This window comes from Neisseria mucosa (assembly GCF_003044445.1).
Taxonomy (GTDB): domain Bacteria; phylum Pseudomonadota; class Gammaproteobacteria; order Burkholderiales; family Neisseriaceae; genus Neisseria; species Neisseria mucosa_A.
Map to the genome: position 1 here is coordinate 33,214 of NZ_POWX01000012.1, position 13,967 is coordinate 47,180.

Sequence of the window (13,967 nt, forward strand, 5' to 3'; positions counted from 1 at the left end):
TCCGCTTCCCAAAAAGAATTCAATATTATATTTGTTTAGAGATTTTTTTTCAAGAGATTTAAAAACTTAAATCTTTTCCACTTGACCAAACTCTAGCTCAACCGGGGTTTCACGACCAAAAATCTGAACAGAAACTCTCAATTTATTACGCTCATAATTTACTTCATCTACAATACCATTGAAGTCAGCAAAAGGCCCTTCGTTCACACGAACTTGCTGTCCAACTTCAAATTCAACCTTAGGTTTAGGCTTCTCAACTCCAGAACGAACCTGTTGCAAGATTGCATCAGCTTCTCTTTGAGAAATCGGAGTAGGCTTATTTGCCGTACCACCAATAAAACCTGAAACACGGGGGGTGCTTTTCACCAAATGCCATGAGTCATCAGTCATTTCCATTTCGACCAAGACATAGCCTGGATAAAACTTACGCTCACTAATGGTTTTTCGACCATTTTTAATATCGACCACTTCTTCAACAGGAACAAGGATCTGACCGAAATAACCTTCCATACCTTCGCGAGCAATGCGCTCTTTTAATGTCTTTTGGACATTTTTCTCAAAGCCGGAATAAGCCTGCACAACATACCAACGTTTTGACATTTTTACCCCCTCTTCAACAACACATCAAAAAACAGCCATGAAATAGCACTGTCTGCCGCATAAATAAATACTGCCAAGATTGAAACAAATATGACAACGAAAATCGTCATCTTAACTGCATCATCTCGCGCAGGCCAAACAACTTTTTTAAACTCAGACCATGAGTTTCTAAAATAGGAAAGCAGCCCTTCTCGCTTAGGTGGCGTAGAATGATTGCCGGACGTTACAAGCTGACCCGACTTTTCTGCTTTATGTTCAGATGTATGTTCAGTCATCTTTACTCACTTACCACAGCATCAAAGTCGCACTACCTCACTCATGCAATGGTTTAAATTAATTACTAAAAAAGAAATGCAAAAAAATTAACCGGCACAGGGCCGGTTAATTTTTTATTTGGCAGGCCAAGAGGGTCTCGAACCCCCAACCCTCGGTTTTGGAGACCGATACTCTACCAATTGAGCTATTGGCCTCTAAACTTAAGCGATAACAGAAGAAACCACGCCCGCACCTACGGTACGACCACCTTCGCGAATTGCAAAGCGCAGACCTTCTTCCATAGCGATAGGTGCAATCAGTTCTACAGTGATAGCCACGTTCTCACCAGGCATAACCATTTCTACGCCTTCTTCCAAAGTAACCGCACCGGTTACGTCGGTAGTACGGAAGTAGAATTGTGGACGGTAGTTAGCGAAGAACGGAGTATGACGACCACCCTCTTCTTTGCTCAATACGTAAACTTCTGCTTTGAATTTGGTGTGCGGAGTGATGGTACCCGGTTTAGCCAATACTTGACCGCGTTCCACTTCTTCACGTTTGGTACCGCGCAACAATACGCCTACGTTGTCACCCGCCTGACCTTCGTCCAGCAGTTTGCGGAACATCTCAACACCGGTACAAGTGGTTTTTTGGGTTTCTTTCAGACCTACGATTTCGATCTCGTCACCAACGTGGATAACACCGCGCTCTACACGGCCGGTTACTACTGTACCACGACCGGAGATAGAGAATACGTCTTCGATAGGCAACAGGAACGGTTTGTCCACGGCACGCTCAGGAGTCGGGATGTAGCTGTCCAATGCAGCAGCCAGTTCGAAGATTTTTTCTTCGTAAGCAGCGTCGCCTTCCAAGGCTTTCAGTGCAGAACCTTGTACGATCGGGCAGTCGTCACCAGGGAAGTCGTAGCTTGACAGCAAGTCACGGATTTCCATTTCAACCAATTCCAACAGCTCGGCATCGTCAACCATGTCGCATTTGTTCATGAACACGATGATGTAAGGTACGCCCACTTGGCGGGCCAACAGGATGTGTTCGCGAGTTTGCGGCATAGGGCCGTCAGCAGCTGAACATACCAGGATTGCGCCGTCCATTTGTGCGGCACCGGTAATCATGTTTTTAACGTAGTCAGCGTGACCCGGGCAGTCTACGTGTGCGTAGTGGCGGGTTTCGGTTTCGTATTCTACGTGTGAGGTATTAATGGTAATACCGCGGGCTTTTTCTTCGGGAGCGTTGTCGATTTGGTCGTAGGCTTTTGCAGCACCACCGAATTTTTTAGCCAAAATAGTAGTCAAAGCAGCAGTCAGAGTGGTTTTACCATGGTCAACGTGACCGATGGTGCCAACGTTTACGTGCGGTTTGCTACGTTCAAATTTTTCCTTTGCCATGGCAAATTTCCTATCTTTAAAATACTGAGAAAATGGTATTTGGTGCCCATGGGCAGATTTGAACTGCCGGCCTCTCCCTTACCAAGGGAGTGCTCTACCCCTGAGCTACATGGGCCAATAGACTATTGGAGCGGGTGAAGGGAATCGAACCCTCACCGTAAGCTTGGAAGGCTTCTGCTCTACCATTGAGCTACACCCGCAGACTTACTGCATCAATGCTCCAACACATTGGAATTTGGTGGTGGGAGAAGGATTCGAACCTTCGAAGCTCTCGCAACAGATTTACAGTCTGCCCCCTTTGACCGCTCGGGAATCCCACCAAAAGAGAACGCAAGTTTATTAGCGCCTCAGCTTTTCGTCAAGCTCTTTTTTAATTTTGTTTTTTAAAAATCACTCAATTTATTGCTTTAAAAAAGAATTTATTTGAACTGAATGATTTTTTCGTATTTTGCCATCAGCTCTTCATGCGTCTCCGGATGCTCTTCATCAATCAGGATGCAGTCTACAGGACATACCTGCTGGCATTGCGGCTCATCGTAATGACCTACACATTGCGTACACAAATTAGGATTAATTTCGTAGATTTCTTCACCTTGCGAGATGGCGTCATTGGGGCACTCCGGCTCGCAAACATCACAGTTAATGCACTCATCTGTAATAAAGAGCGACATTTCTTTTCCTTTTTCATTTAAATTATCAAAACCGATTGGGCGCGGATTATAGCACAAACGCGTCAAAAACAATCCGTTTAGGCGAATGTTTACACCCTGGTAATGATTCTCAAATCTCTTACTATTCAGCTACTTGGACAAATTGCAAAAGCACAAAACTGCTCTTGCCCGCCTGTCCTTCGCGATAAAGCTCCAACCACTCGGGAAAATCGGGCAGTTCCCCTGCTTCAATATAGACCATTGCCCCGTTTTTCAAGCTGTTTTTCAAAGAAGTAAACAAATTTTCCCAACCCTGCCACGCAAACGGCGGATCCAAAAAGACCACATCAAACTTTTCAGACGACCTCTGCAAATACGCAAGACCATCGACATTAAGGATTTCCAGCTTATCCAAACCCAATACTTTGGCGTTTTGCCGCAGCATATCGGCAGTTTTACGATTATTATCCGCCAGCACTGCCCTTTTCGCGTTACGGGACGCAGCTTCAAATCCTAGCGCACCGCTTCCTGCAAACAAGTCCAACACATTCATACCGGTCAAATCCTGACCGAGCCAATTAAACAGTTTTTCGCGGACACTGTCAGGCGTCGGACGCAGACCGTCTGCATCTGCAAAAACCAATTTCCGCCCCCTGCATTGTCCGCCGATGATGCGGACTTGATTTGAATGTTTGCTGTGTTTGCTCATAATTAAAACGAAATTAAAACGAATCGTCCGACAGTTTCAGACGACCTCTTAAAGAATGACAAAGCAGCCATTATACCGCAGCGTTTTTTCATTTAAGGCCGCATGAAAACAAATCTACCCATCGCAAAAATTTATTTTTTATGATGGTAAACTTACAAAATTTTATAAATTATAAAATATTTCCTCAAATAAAAAGGTCGCTTACGTTTGCCATTAGAACTTTCCCACCGCTTTTTCAGTCTATTTGCCATAATACTTAATGAAAATATGGATGGCTGACAATGCCACTTTGGAAAATTATTTTGGGTGTTTATATCAGCGGTGTGATTGCCTTCACCGCCCACGCCCATTTTTTTGATGAATATTACCGCCACTTGGGATTGATACCGAACTTGGGACGCGGTCTGCTTTGGTTCGTCTTTTGTCTGCCCTTGATTGGCAAAACTGTCGCTTTGATAGTCAGTTTGTTCTTTCTTGCCACGTTGGTTTTCGCGAGACGTTGAGTCCTTTCTTAATAAGACTGAAAAGGTCGTCTGAAAATTTTTTCAGACGACCTTTTCTCTTTCAAACCAACCTAATCTCACTCTTTCGGTGCAGGCGGTTCAATCTGCTCTTTCCAACCGCATTCTTTTTGCGGGCAGACTTTTTCCACGCCCCAGCGTTTGGTGGTTTTGATGGTTAAAACCGGCCAATGGCAGTTCGGGCATTCTTCGGCGACGGGCGGATTCCAAGTGGCGTAGTTGCAGTCGGGATAGGTGCTGCAACTGTAAAACAGTTTGCCGTAGCGGGATTTGCGTTCGACGAGGTTGCCTTTTTTACATTGCGGGCATTGGACGCCGGTGTCTTTCGGTTTTTCCAGCGGCTCGACGTGTTTGCATTTGGGGTAGTTGGCGCAGCCGATGAATTTGCTGCCGGTGCGGCTGTATTTGTACACCAGCCGTCCGCCGCATTTGGGGCACTCGCGCCCGTCGAGTTCGGCTTGTTCGGCTTCAGCTTTGGCGATGCGCTCGGCGGCTTCTTCGGCGGTTTCGTTGACGTTGCGGGTGTAGCTGCACTCTGGATAACCGGCGCAGGCAACGAAGCGGCCCATTTTGCCGAACTTGATTTGCAGTTTGTGTTCGCCGCATTTGGGGCAGGTTTCGTCGAGTTCCTGCGTGGTGAATTTGGCGCGTTCGATGCCCTCTTTTTCTTCCACTTGTTTGATGAACGGTTTCCAGAATTTGTCCATCACAGGAATCCAGCGGCGTTTGCCGTCGGCGATTTCGTCGAGCTGGTCTTCGAGTTTGGCGGTGAAGTGGTAATCGACGTACTGGGCGAAATGTTCGGTCAGGAATTTGTTGACGATGTCGCCTGTGTCGGTGGGCATGAAGCGTTTTTGCTCAAGGGTAACGTATTCGCGGTCTTTGAGCGTGGAGATGATGCTGGCGTAGGTCGAGGGGCGGCCGATGCCGTATTCTTCGAGAGCTTTAACCAGCGTGGCTTCGTTGTAACGCGGCGGCGGGGTGGTGAAGTGTTGCTCGCCGTAGAGTTTGTCCACGGGCAATTTGTCGCCTTCGCTCATTTCGGGCAGTTTTTTGCTGTCTTCGCCTTCTTCATCGTCGCTGCTTTCTTCGTAAACGCTGAGGAAGCCTGCGAAGGTTTGCACTTGTCCGGTTACGCGGAATACGCCTTTACCGACGGTAATATCGACGGTGGTTTGGTCGAATTTGGCGGGCGTCATCTGACAGGCGACGGTGCGCTGCCAAATCATTTGATAGAGTTTGAACTGGTCTGCGCTCAGGAAGGGTTTGACACTTTCGGGCGTGCGGTACACGGAAGTCGGACGGATGGCTTCGTGCGCTTCTTGGGCGTTTTTGGATTTGGTTTTGTATTGTTTGGCGGCACTCGGCAGATATTCTTTGCCGATTTTGTTTTCGATGTAATGGCGGATTTCGGTTAATGCTTCATCTGCCAAATTCACGCTGTCGGTACGCATATAGGTAATCAAACCGATGGCACCCTGCCCTACGTCTATACCTTCGTAAAGCTGCTGGGCGGTACGCATGGTGCGGTCGGTAGTGAAGCCGAGTTTGCGCACGGCATCCTGCTGCATGGTTGATGTCGTAAACGGCGCGGCGGGATTGCGGCTGCGCTTTTTCTTTTCGATGGCGGTAACGACGGCCTCTTTGCCTTCGAGTTCTTTCAACACATCGGCTTGCGCGGCTTCGTTCGGCAGGTCGAATTGTTCGAGTTTCGCGCCGTTGTATTGGACGAGTTTGGCGGTAAACTTGCTGCGGCCTTTGTGGCTGTCGAGATGCACCGTCCAATATTCCTGCGCTTCAAACGCGCGGATTTCGTTTTCGCGTTCGCAAATCAGACGCAGGGCAGGACTTTGCACACGGCCTGCACTCAAACCGCGGCGGATTTTTTTCCACAGCAACGGCGAGAGGTTGAAACCGACCAGATAGTCCAAAGCTCGGCGGGCTTGTTGCGCATCGACCAAGTCCATTTCGATTTCGCGCGGGTTGGCGACGGCATCGAGCACGGCGTTTTTGGTGATTTCGTGGAACACGACACGCTGCGGCTTGATGTTTTTCAGGCCGCGTTTGGATTTGAGGATTTCAAAAAGATGCCAGGAAATCGCTTCGCCTTCCCTATCCGGGTCGGTTGCGAGGTAGATGTTTTCGGCTTCTTTGGCTCCCGCGACAATCGCATCGACGTGTTTGGCGTTGCGTTTGATCAGCTCGTATTTCATGGCGAAGTCGTGTTCGGGATCGACGGCACCGTTTTTGGGGACGAGGTCGCGGACGTGGCCGTAGGAGGCCAGAATTTCGAAATCGCCGCCAAGGTATTTTTTCAGGGTTTTGGCTTTGGACGGTGATTCGACGATTAAGAGGTTTTTCGCCATTGTTTGTTCTCTTTTAATGTATTGGATGATGCGTTTCAGACGACCTTTCTGAACAAGCTGCGTCAAAAGGTCGTCTGAAAAGGTTTAATGCATGGTTGCTTTGCCGTTGAGCGCGCCCATCAGGTCGTCGCCGATTAAGACGGGCAATTCGCTTTTGTGCGCCCACAACAAGAGCAACACCAGCACTTTCGCCGTATCGAGCGTGATTTCTTCGGGCGGGATGTGCATCAGGGCGTGGATGACGATTTCGCGCTGCTCGTAAGTGATGGCGCGTTCGGCAACCAGATACTGCATCAGCCCCATGACTTCCTGCGGCAGGTTTTCCACTTCCTCGTTGCAATACACGCGCAGGGCATGGCTGTCAAACGGCGCAGCGGCGAATTCGGACGTGTTGAACAACACTTCCATCATCATCAGCGTATTGCCGATTTCCGTTACGTCAAAACCCGCATCTTCCAACAGGCGGCCCAAATCCTCCGGCGGCGGGCAATTGTCGAAATCTTGGAAGTGTTCGATGAGATAGGCGATGACTTCTGTCATGCTGGTTCCTTAATGAATGAATCGAATTATGCTTTTATGCGCTGATAGCGTCCGCCCGGCAAGGCGGCGACGATGCCGTCGAGTTCGTATTCCAGCAGTCGGGCGTAAACGTCTGCCGCCGCCCATGCGGTTTGCTGCGCCAATATATCGGGATGGACGGGGTCGTAACCCATCGCGTTCAGCAACTCGTCTTCTGACGTCGGTGCGGCAACCGTATTGGCTTGCGCCGGCTGTTTTTGGACATGAAGGTCGTCTGAAAACGGCAAAACAGGTTCAGACGACGTCTCTTTAACGGCAGTGCGTTTTTCCGTTTTTTTGTTTTTCTTATTTATAGAATATGATGGAACTGCCGCATTTTGCAATAGTCCCGGACATTCGTGAAGGATGTCGTCCAAACATTCCACCAGTTTTGCCCCGTCTTTAATCAGTTTGTGACAGCCTTTGCTGTGCGGATTATCTATCGAACCGGGTACCGCCATCACCTCCCGCCCCATCTCCGCCGCCAGCTTGGCGGTAATCAGCGAACCAGATTCCAACGCGGCTTCGACCACCAGCGTAACCTGCGACAACGCGGCAATCAGGCGGTTGCGGCGCGGGAAGTTGCCCGCAAACGGCCGCGTATCCAACGGAAACTCGCTGACAATCAATCCTTTTTCCGCGATTTCATAGGCAAGGTTTTTATTGGACGGCGGGTAAATGCGGTCTATGCCCGTTCCCCAGACGGCGATGGTGCCGCCGCCTGCCTGCAACGCGCCTTGATGGGCGGCGGTGTCGATACCCGAAGCCATGCCCGACACAATGGGAATATCCTGTTCACTCAACGCCCTGCCGAAATCTTTGGCAATCCGCATCGCCTGCGGCGTGGCATGGCGGCTGCCGACAATGGCGGCGGAAGGTTTGTGCAGCAGTTGCACGTTGCCGCGCAAGAACAAAACCGGCGGCGCGGTAATGCCCTGCGTCAACATTTCAGGAAAATCTCCGTCTTGCAGCAGCAACAAACGGCAGCCGTCCTGCGTTTCCCATTGCAACGCCGCTTCCGCAGCCTTTTGCGCCAACGCCCGTTTTTCCGCTTTGCGCCAAGATTCGGCTGCTTGCTTGTGGCGCACTATCGCGGCGATTTGCTCCGCCGGAGCATCCAGCGCGGCTTTCGCGCTGCCGAAACGTTGCAGCAGGAGCAAGAAACCCTCTGCGCCGACATAAGGCATAAACGCCAGTTGCAGCCAGGCAAGGCGGTCGTTTTCCGTCATGAATTGTGTCCCCTTGTTGTTTTCAGACGACCTTTGTTCGGGAGGTCGTCTGAAAGCGGATAAATGTCAGTATTTAAAGATACAGCCGGCGAACTTTAAACCGATACAGCGTTCCCGTGCCAGCTTCCGGTTTCGTGTCCGCTCACCGTTATGAGAATGCTGCCGAACAGCCGACAGCCCGTTAGTAACTTTTGTAATATTTTTATATTCTACACGATACGGCAGAAATATCCGTTATTTGGATGCTTGCCGCACCTTACGTCAAAAATGAGTCGGCTATACGGCAAAAGCGAACAGATTAATGGCAAACAAGGTCGTCTGAAAACATACCGCGGCGTGCCGTATGCTTTCAGACGACCTTTTATCCTACTGCCGCCCTACTCTTCTGCTTTTTCCGCTGTGCTGCGGCGGGAAACGCTGATGCCTAATTGTTTGAGTTTGCGGTAGAGGTGCGTGCGCTCCAAGCCGACTTTTTGGGCGACGCGGCTCATGTTTTGCCCCTCTTGGGCAATGTGGTATTCGAAATAGCGGCGTTCCAATTCTTCACGCAGTTCGCGCAAAGGCATATTGAAGTTGAAACCGCCGACGATTTCGGTAGCGACTGTCGCCCGTTTTTGCCCCAATGCGGCAACGACCGCCTGCTCGTGGACTTCTTGTCCGTCCGCTTCCAGCATCAGGTTTTTCACGACGCTGCGGAGCTGGTCGAAATTGCCCGGCCAGTTGTATTGGCACAGGACGGTCAGTGAGCCGTTGCTGAATTTGACGGGCTGGATTTTTTCGCTGTCCGCCAATTCGGTCATAACTTGGTTGACCAAGAAGGCGATGTCTTCGGATTGGCTGCGCAACGGCGGGATGCTGATGACGTTGCCGGAAAGCAGTTCGGACAACTTGGCATCGGCTATGGCGTCTGCCGGGCTTTCATCGGCGGCATGGCTGCCGGCGACGATGACGCGCACGTTGTAACGGTCTGCCTTGCCGAGGATGAAACTGATGCCGTTTTGGATGTTTTTGCTGTACTGCGCGGCATCACCGAGATAGAGCGTGCCGCCCGATGCTTTTTGCAGCAGTTCCAAAGGCGCATCGGCAATGAGTTCGACGCGGCTGAGTCCGACCCAAGGCGTGCCGCTTTTGTGGAAATAGCGGGCAACGATTTCAAACGGCGAACCGGTTTCGCCGCTGAGCAGCACGGGGCCGCTTTTTTTCACGGCAGGCTCAAGTTGTTGCTTGAATTCTTGAATGGCGGGGCTGTTGCCGAGTTTATCGAAGGACAAGCCCGCCGCCATCTGCATTTCGCCGTGTTTGAGGGCGCGGTCGACGGTAGAGAGCAGCTTTTGCAGGGCAATCGGTTTTTCCAGAAAGTCGAGCGCGCCGATTTTGGTGGCTTCGACGGCGGTGTCGATGCTGGCGTGTCCGCTCATCATCACCACGGGCATGTTGAGCTGTCCGTTTTTCGCCCACTCTTTGAGCAGGGTAATCCCGTCGCAGTCGGGCATCCAGATGTCCAACAACACCATGGCGGGACGGGTCTGGTGGCGCAGTTGGCGCGCCTCTTCGGCGTTCTCCGCCAAAGCCACGGAATAACCTTCGTCTTGGAGGATTTCCGAGAGCAAGTCACGGATACCTACTTCGTCATCTACAATTAAAATATCACTGCTACGCATAAGTTTCTACCAATCGGGGTAAGGCTATTTTCACACACGCGCCGCCTTCGTTCTGATTGCTCAGGCTGATGCGGCCGCCGTGCTCTTCGATAATTTTCTTCACAACGGGCAATCCCAGACCCGTACCTGTCGGCTTGTCGGTAACATACGGCTCGAAAGCATTATGCAGCATTTCCTTGCTGAAACCTTTGCCGTTGTTACAAACGGTCAATAAAACCTGTCCGTCGTTATCTTCACCGACGCTGACATTCACTTGCGGAACTTCTGCCTCTTCCGCCGCCTCTGCCGCGTTTTTGAAAATATTGTGCAACACCTGCCGCATGGCGGTGGTATCGGCGGAAATCGGCTGCGGTTTGTCGGACAAGTTCGGAACAAAGCGGCACGCCCCGCCTTCGTATAGCAGCAACACTTCTTCAACCAAGCGGTTCAAATCGTGTTTTTCAAAATTCAGCGACGGGGCGCGGGCGTAATTGCGGAAGGCTTCGACCATTTCTTTCAATGCCGCCACCTGTTTGACGATGGTGTCGGTCGAACGGCTGAGGATTTGGGCGTGTTGTTCGTCCAATTTATCATGCAATTTCCATGCCAATCTCTCGGCGGAAAGTTGGATAGGCGTGAGCGGATTGCGGATTTCATGCGCCAACCGTTTCGCCACTTCGCCCCAAGCGGCTTCTTTTTGGGCGCGGATGAGGACGGTGATGTCGTCAATCACCATCACCACGCCGTTGTCGTTGTCGTCGGGCAGGATGGTGGCTTTACCCAAGAGAATCCGCGCGTCGTCGGGGGCGGCGTATTCGACTTGGACGGGCTTGGCGGCATTGGCGGTTTCTTCAATGGCGGCAAACACTTCGGCAAGCAGGGTCTGCTGCGGCGATTGTCCGCGCCAGTCATGCCAGTTACTGCCCCAAAGCGGCACCAATTCAATGCCCAAAATCCGTTCGGCGGCTTTGTTGAAGGTTTTCAGACGACCTTCGGCATCTAAGGTAATCACGCCCGTGGTCAAACTTTCCAACACGCATTCGAGATAGTGGCGCGCCGCTTCTTCGCGCAGGCGGTTGTTCTCGTCGGCTTCTTTGGCGATGGCAAGCTGTTCGGTCATGTGGTTGAACAACTGGGTCAACCTGCCGAATTCGTCGTTGCGGAACACGGGGCGTTTCTGGCTGAAATCGCCCTGCGCCACCGCCCTTGCGCCTTCTGCCAACGACAATACCGGTTCGACGAAACGACGGGCGAAATACAGCGCCATTACCAAGGCAAGGAAAATCGCCAACAGCGCGGCAACCAGCAAAGTCGCCAAGAAGAAGGTTTGCAGGCCTTGTTTGGTATAACTCAATTCGGCGTATTTCGCCCGCGCCGCTTCAATCAGCGTCGCATCTTGCGCCACATCCTGCGGGATGGGCTGACGGAAAAACAAGGCGTAATCGCGTCCGTTGTGCGCGCCGATCAACATCCAGCCTTGCGCGTACAAGACATTTTCTATGTTTTCCAAACTGCGTATCGAGCCGGTCTGCTCCAGCTTCTCCCATCCTTCTTTGTCGAGTTCGGGTTGGTTTAGTTTCAGCGGATTGACACTTTTCTCGGTTTTGTGGGTTTTGACATCATAGAGCGAAAGCTGGGTAAAGCCGCCCGATTTGGCGGCATTTTTCAGCGCCTTGCCCAAATCGCCGTCCACAGACGCGGTGCTGATCAGGTCGATTTGCACCGGCGTAGCATTACTGACTGCGTTGTCCACTGCCAGATTCAGCGCGGATTTGCTCAAGTTCAGGCTGCGTTCGAGGGCTTCGTGGGTATCGTTGCCGAACCACGAATTAATCGTGCCGTTGATGAACTGCGCGGAAATGCCGAACAGAAACACGCCCGGCAATACCGCCACCAGCGTAAACATCCCCGACAGCCGCCGCGCAATCTGCGAACCGAACACGCCCTTGCTTTTGTCGCGCATAAGGAGCAGGACGTAGCGCGTCAAAACCGATGCCAACACCAGCATCAGCAGCGCACACAGGGCGATAATCCACCAGAAATATTCCGCCAGCGGGCTGGTGCTGCCCGTTGCAATGGTCAGTCCGTAGAGCAGTCCCACCGCCGCCAACACGGCAATCAGGAGAAAGCGGCGCATGGTTTACTCCTGAGAGATGGTCAGAGACTTCCAGCCGGAATCCAAGTGCCAGTTTTTAGAAGTCAATGCGTTGATTTGGAAGGGTTTGGGCAGCTTCGCCGTCGAGAGCAGCAGGCGGATTTCGGCTTGCGTATCTTTCGCTGCAACGCCGCTTAACGCGCCTTTGGACAGCACTTTCCAGTTGGCGACCGCCCCTACGCCGCGCAAGGCGGTATCGAGCGTGTCGTATTCGGTGGAAAACGTGCCGACGGTTATACGGTAGCGGTTGGTCAGCGGATGGAAGGAAAGTTTGTAGTGGATGGTGTTGTCGCTGTTGAGCAGCTGGTCAAACTTGAAGCGGTAAGACGGCATGGAAGGCGCAGAAAGCTGCCAGCTCAAAGTGAAATTCAACGGCACGCCCTGCCGGAGTGCCTGTTTGAGCTGGTCGGGCAAATCGGTGCGGAAACGGCTGCTGACGGAAAGCTGTCCGGTCTCGGTCAGTTTCGCCTCGGAGCGGGTCACGCTGATGCCCTCCGCCGCCGCATTCAGCGACAGGGCGAGCAACAGCGTTCCAAACAGCCGTTTACTGCTTTTTGATAAGCGCGTAATAAAAGCCATCTTGATGTTTGTTCGGTAAAAGCACACGCGATTCGATCAGCTCGGCATCGGCGTGGCGGTTGAGGAATTTTTGCAACTGAACGTCGTTTTCTTCGACGAACACCGAGCAGGTGGCAAGCAGCATTCTGCCGTTTTTCGTCAGGGTTTGCCAAAGCGCGTCCAGCAATGCCTCCTGCTGACGGGCGGTTTTGGCGGCATCGGTCGGACGGCGCAGCCATTTCACGTCGGGATTGCGCCGCGCCACACCCGAGGCGGTACACGGCACGTCGGCAAGGATGGCGTCGAAAGGCTTTCCATCATACCACGCCGCCAAGTCCTGCGCATCGGCGCAAGCCAGAGCGGTCGTCTGAAACCCCAAACGGTCGAGATTGTCCTTCACCCTTTTCAGACGACCTTCGTCTATATCCAAAGCGGTAACATGACAATCCGCCAGTTCCAACATATGCCCCGTCTTCCCGCCCGGCGCGGCACACGCGTCCAAAATTCGCTCACCGTCTTTAGGGTTTAACAGATACGCCGCCTGCTGCGCGCCGAAATCCTGCACCGACACCAGCCCTTCGGCAAAACCAGCCAGGCGGTTCACCGGCACGGCTTCTTCCAGCGTTACCGCATATTCGTCCAACGCCTTGGCCGCAATCCCTTCCGCCGCCAGCTTTTCCAAATACGATTCGGCATTGCCGTGGCGTCGGTTGACCCGCAGCGTCATCGGAGGATGCGATTGCAGCGCAGTGGTGATGTTGTGCCAATGTTTCGGATAATGGTTTTTCAGGTATGCCACCCACCACAGCGGCAGGTTGTGCTTCGCCACATCGTCTTTTTTGCACGAAGCCGCGAGCTTGTCGCGTTCGCGCAAAAAACGCCGCAAAATCGCGTTGGCAAACGAACGGTACTGCCCGCGCCCGATTTTCGCGATACTCTCGACCGCCTCGTTGACCACGGCATGAGGCGCGTTGCGCGTGTAATGCAGTTGGTACATCGCCGCCAAAAGCAGGCTTTCAAGCTGCGGATTGTCAATCGGCTTTTTCAGCATCTGCGCGAGCATATGTTTCAAGCTGCCCAAATAACGCTGGCAGCCGTAGGCAATATCCTGCAACGCGCCGTTTTCCTGCGCCGTCAGCTCGGGATGCGCCGCGCGGATTTGCGCCAACACATCCTGAAGGTTACGCCCTTCGGCGACTGCCGCAATGCTGTCGGCGGCGAGTTTTTGGGCGAGGGACATACTCATAAATTCAATTCCTTAAATACCTGCTGTGGTTCGATTTGTTCGTTAAAAATGTAAACGCCGCACAAGCGGTTCGG

The 13,967-nt window shown here is 52.1% G+C and carries 12 protein-coding genes, 4 tRNA genes and 2 pseudogenes; 1 reads left to right on the forward strand and 17 read right to left on the reverse strand.

Annotated elements, in window-relative coordinates:
* Window positions 1–66 precede the first annotated feature (66 nt).
* The 9 genes from nusG to rsmD all read right to left on the reverse strand — a co-directional run bounded on the left by nusG (window position 67) and on the right by rsmD (window position 3,620).
* The gene (nusG, locus tag DBY90_RS07890) at window positions 67–600 is read right to left on the reverse strand and encodes a transcription termination/antitermination protein NusG (protein ID WP_003760509.1); all 534 of its coding nucleotides are present in this window, start codon (window positions 598–600) and stop codon (window positions 67–69) included.
* Window positions 601–602: 2 nt separating this feature from the next.
* On the reverse strand, window positions 603–875 hold the full coding sequence (gene secE / locus DBY90_RS07895; protein ID WP_003742644.1) for a preprotein translocase subunit SecE: 273 nt from the start codon (window positions 873–875) through the stop codon (window positions 603–605).
* Window positions 876–994: 119 nt separating this feature from the next.
* Window positions 995–1,070, reverse strand: a tRNA-Trp gene (locus tag DBY90_RS07900).
* A gap of 6 nt (window positions 1,071–1,076) precedes the next feature.
* Entirely contained in the window at window positions 1,077–2,261 is a 1,185-nt protein-coding gene (tuf, locus tag DBY90_RS07905; protein WP_041961236.1) for an elongation factor Tu, read from the reverse strand.
* Between the two features lie 40 nt (window positions 2,262–2,301).
* Window positions 2,302–2,376: transfer RNA gene (locus DBY90_RS07910), tRNA-Thr, on the reverse strand.
* Between the two features lie 11 nt (window positions 2,377–2,387).
* Window positions 2,388–2,461: transfer RNA gene (locus DBY90_RS07915), tRNA-Gly, on the reverse strand.
* A gap of 36 nt (window positions 2,462–2,497) precedes the next feature.
* A tRNA-Tyr gene (locus DBY90_RS07920) sits at window positions 2,498–2,581 on the reverse strand.
* A gap of 99 nt (window positions 2,582–2,680) precedes the next feature.
* Entirely contained in the window at window positions 2,681–2,932 is a 252-nt protein-coding gene (locus tag DBY90_RS07925) for a YfhL family 4Fe-4S dicluster ferredoxin (RefSeq protein ID WP_003679513.1), read from the reverse strand.
* Window positions 2,933–3,053: 121 nt separating this feature from the next.
* On the reverse strand, window positions 3,054–3,620 hold the full coding sequence (gene rsmD, locus DBY90_RS07930; protein WP_070492517.1) for a 16S rRNA (guanine(966)-N(2))-methyltransferase RsmD: 567 nt from the start codon (window positions 3,618–3,620) through the stop codon (window positions 3,054–3,056).
* Window positions 3,621–3,901: 281 nt separating this feature from the next.
* Here rsmD and DBY90_RS07940 point away from each other — a divergent pair, with 281 nt between their 5' ends.
* Entirely contained in the window at window positions 3,902–4,123 is a 222-nt protein-coding gene (locus tag DBY90_RS07940) for a hypothetical protein (RefSeq protein ID WP_049331412.1), read from the forward strand.
* Between the two features lie 77 nt (window positions 4,124–4,200).
* Here the strand turns inward: DBY90_RS07940 and topA are convergent, their stop codons facing one another.
* The 8 genes and pseudogenes from topA to rsmB form a co-directional block, all read right to left on the reverse strand.
* Window positions 4,201–6,507 (reverse strand): type I DNA topoisomerase, encoded by a 2,307-nt coding sequence (topA, locus tag DBY90_RS07945; protein ID WP_107986950.1) that lies wholly within the window; start codon window positions 6,505–6,507, stop codon window positions 4,201–4,203.
* Window positions 6,508–6,591: 84 nt separating this feature from the next.
* The gene (locus DBY90_RS07950) at window positions 6,592–7,047 is read right to left on the reverse strand and encodes a Smg family protein (protein WP_003742632.1); all 456 of its coding nucleotides are present in this window, start codon (window positions 7,045–7,047) and stop codon (window positions 6,592–6,594) included.
* Between the two features lie 26 nt (window positions 7,048–7,073).
* Window positions 7,074–7,229, reverse strand: a pseudogene (locus tag DBY90_RS13670) (DprA-like winged helix domain-containing protein); the annotation flags it as partial.
* Between the two features lie 141 nt (window positions 7,230–7,370).
* Window positions 7,371–8,294 (reverse strand): annotated as a pseudogene (dprA, locus tag DBY90_RS07955) (DNA-processing protein DprA); the annotation flags it as partial.
* A 377-nt stretch (window positions 8,295–8,671) separates the two neighbouring features.
* Entirely contained in the window at window positions 8,672–9,955 is a 1,284-nt protein-coding gene (locus DBY90_RS07960) for a sigma-54-dependent transcriptional regulator (RefSeq protein WP_107824882.1), read from the reverse strand.
* Complete coding sequence (locus tag DBY90_RS07965) at window positions 9,948–12,071, reverse strand: sensor histidine kinase (RefSeq protein ID WP_003760528.1); 2,124 nt, start codon at window positions 12,069–12,071, stop codon at window positions 9,948–9,950. The genes DBY90_RS07960 and DBY90_RS07965 overlap by 8 nt, the downstream gene beginning before the upstream one ends.
* A gap of 3 nt (window positions 12,072–12,074) precedes the next feature.
* A complete protein-coding gene (locus DBY90_RS07970) occupies window positions 12,075–12,668 on the reverse strand; it encodes a DUF4390 domain-containing protein (protein WP_009312693.1) in 594 nt (197 codons plus the stop codon).
* Window positions 12,634–13,893: a 16S rRNA (cytosine(967)-C(5))-methyltransferase RsmB gene (rsmB, locus tag DBY90_RS07975; RefSeq protein WP_070492519.1), complete on the reverse strand. Its 1,260-nt coding sequence runs from the start codon at window positions 13,891–13,893 to the stop codon at window positions 12,634–12,636. Before rsmB ends, DBY90_RS07970 begins: the two co-directional genes overlap by 35 nt.
* Window positions 13,894–13,967: the final 74 nt, after the last annotated feature.

What these genes read in the sequence shown, in the direction of transcription:
- nusG (WP_003760509.1), bottom strand. Translation starts at nt 600, where the DNA reads ATGTCAAAACGTTGGTATGTTGTGCAGGCTTATTCCGGCTTTGAGAAA.
- secE (WP_003742644.1), bottom strand. Translation starts at nt 875, where the DNA reads ATGACTGAACATACATCTGAACATAAAGCAGAAAAGTCGGGTCAGCTT.
- tuf (WP_041961236.1), bottom strand. Translation starts at nt 2,261, where the DNA reads ATGGCAAAGGAAAAATTTGAACGTAGCAAACCGCACGTAAACGTTGGC.
- DBY90_RS07925 (WP_003679513.1), bottom strand. Translation starts at nt 2,932, where the DNA reads ATGTCGCTCTTTATTACAGATGAGTGCATTAACTGTGATGTTTGCGAG.
- rsmD (WP_070492517.1), bottom strand. Translation starts at nt 3,620, where the DNA reads ATGAGCAAACACAGCAAACATTCAAATCAAGTCCGCATCATCGGCGGA.
- DBY90_RS07940 (WP_049331412.1), top strand. Translation starts at nt 3,902, where the DNA reads ATGCCACTTTGGAAAATTATTTTGGGTGTTTATATCAGCGGTGTGATT.
- topA (WP_107986950.1), bottom strand. Translation starts at nt 6,507, where the DNA reads ATGGCGAAAAACCTCTTAATCGTCGAATCACCGTCCAAAGCCAAAACC.
- DBY90_RS07950 (WP_003742632.1), bottom strand. Translation starts at nt 7,047, where the DNA reads ATGACAGAAGTCATCGCCTATCTCATCGAACACTTCCAAGATTTCGAC.
- DBY90_RS07960 (WP_107824882.1), bottom strand. Translation starts at nt 9,955, where the DNA reads ATGCGTAGCAGTGATATTTTAATTGTAGATGACGAAGTAGGTATCCGT.
- DBY90_RS07965 (WP_003760528.1), bottom strand. Translation starts at nt 12,071, where the DNA reads ATGCGCCGCTTTCTCCTGATTGCCGTGTTGGCGGCGGTGGGACTGCTC.
- DBY90_RS07970 (WP_009312693.1), bottom strand. Translation starts at nt 12,668, where the DNA reads ATGGCTTTTATTACGCGCTTATCAAAAAGCAGTAAACGGCTGTTTGGA.
- rsmB (WP_070492519.1), bottom strand. Translation starts at nt 13,893, where the DNA reads ATGAGTATGTCCCTCGCCCAAAAACTCGCCGCCGACAGCATTGCGGCA.